Consider the following 1,834-nt stretch of genomic DNA (forward strand, 5'->3'; position numbering starts at 1 on the left):
GTCTCAACATGTGGACCACACAGGCAACGGAAACCGCGCGCTACCGCCGCGACCGCACTCACTTGCCGCCAAAGAAGCTGAACGTGCCGAACCATACCGACACCGCGAGCGCGATCATCGGCACCGCGAAGCAGCACACAAGGAACACCCGGTCGCGCGTCCCGCTCATGCTGACGCGCGCATGGCTGCGAGGCCCGTCGCCGCCGAATCCACGCGCCTCCATCGCAGTCGCCAGTGTGGTCGAACGCCTGATGGACAGCACCAGCAACGCGAACGCCTGCGGGAAGAACGCCTTGAACGCATTATCATCACCGAGTCCGCGCGAACGGCGTGACGCGGTGAGCGCCGCCCAGTCGTCGCGCAGCACGGAAAACAGGCGCATGCCGGCGAGCCCGCCATAGACGAAACGGTCCGGCAAATGCAGAATCTGGCTGAACGCGTCAGCCAAATCAGTCGCATCAATGCCCAACACCAGAATGATCGCGGGAATACCGACCGCCAGAATGCGCAGACCGGTAGCCAAGGCAAGCCACGCCGACCGTTCGCTGACGGTAATCATGCCCCAATGCCACCAGACGGCTCCCCCTTGTTTGCCGTACAGCAGTACGGCGAGCGCCGAACCTGGCGCCCCGATGAATACCGGCCACGTGGATTTGACGACCCGCAACGGTTTGAGCCCGAGGCAAGCGAGCGCCAGGAATTCGATGACAAGCGCGGTGCATGCGGACACCCAGTCGAGGCTGAAAATAAGCGGCAGCGAGGCGAGCAGTGCGCCGAAGAGCCGGTAGGCGGGGTTGATGGATGCGATGATGCTTGACCTGCTGGATGCGCGTGGCTGTTCGTGGCGTTCGTTGACCGGGCTGACGCGGATGGTCTGCTCGTCGTCCCATTGGCCGTGCCCGCCTTGCGGGATGAGCTCGATGACTCGTGCGCCGAGCGCGGTGACGAGCTCATGGTCGTGGGTGACGACGATGATGCTGACGCCGTCGCCGCGCAGCCCGTGGATGAGGTGGACGATCTGCATCCAGGTGCGGCGGTCCTGCCCGAAAGTCGGCTCGTCAAGAATCAGCACGCGTGGGGCGGCGGCGAGCGCGGCGGCCACGGTGAGCCGGCGTTTTTCGCCTCCGGACAGCGTGTACGGGTTGACGTTCTCGTACCGGCTGAGGTTGAAGCGTTCGAGCAGGTCGTGCGCGCGGCGGCGGGCTTCGTCGGGCGCGACGCCGGTGCGCAGCGGCCCGAGCATGACTTCGTCGATGACGCTGCCGCGGGCGAACTGGTGTTCGGGGTTTTGGAAAACGTAGGAGATGCGGGAGGCGAGTTCGGTTGATTTCCAGTTGATTGGCTGGGTGCCGTGCGCGTTCCCGGCGAGTTCGCGGCTGGCGTCCACGGAGCCTTCGAGCGGTTTGAGCAGTCCGGCGAGGGTCAGGGAGAGCGTTGATTTTCCGGCGCCGTTCGCTCCGACGAGCGCGGTGATCTGCCCGGGTTTGAATGCGAGGTTGATGTCGCGCGCGATGGCGTCTTCACTGTGCCCGATACCCAGACCGCTGGTGGTCAGAATCGGCTCGCCGGTACCGGTTGCCGGATCGTATTCGGGTTCGCTGTCGGTGTGGATGCGTGTGATGGCGTCTTCGGGGCGTTGGTAGCGTTTGGGTAGCCAGATGCCGAGGCCGGCGAAATCGATGGTGCGGTCGGAGAAAATCTCGTCCGGGGTGCCATCGGCGATAATCACCGTACGCTGGTCGCCGTGGCGGCCTACTTCGGCTTCGTCGCCCTGCTGGGTGATGACAGTGCCGTTGCTTGGTTCGCCCTGTTCGACGGATTCCGCTGTGTCCCC

At 64.8% G+C, this 1,834-nt stretch carries 1 protein-coding gene; it reads right to left on the reverse strand.

Going from position 1 to position 1,834, the window contains the following annotated elements; all coding sequences use genetic code 11:
* Window positions 1–58 precede the first annotated feature (58 nt).
* Window positions 59–1,834, reverse strand: a 1,776-nt coding sequence (locus ACI38B_RS06435) for an ATP-binding cassette domain-containing protein (protein ID WP_439730028.1), incomplete at its 5' end; no start/stop codon positions are given.

The organism is Bifidobacterium sp. (assembly GCF_051876855.1).
Taxonomy (GTDB): Bacteria; Actinomycetota; Actinomycetes; order Actinomycetales; family Bifidobacteriaceae; genus Bifidobacterium.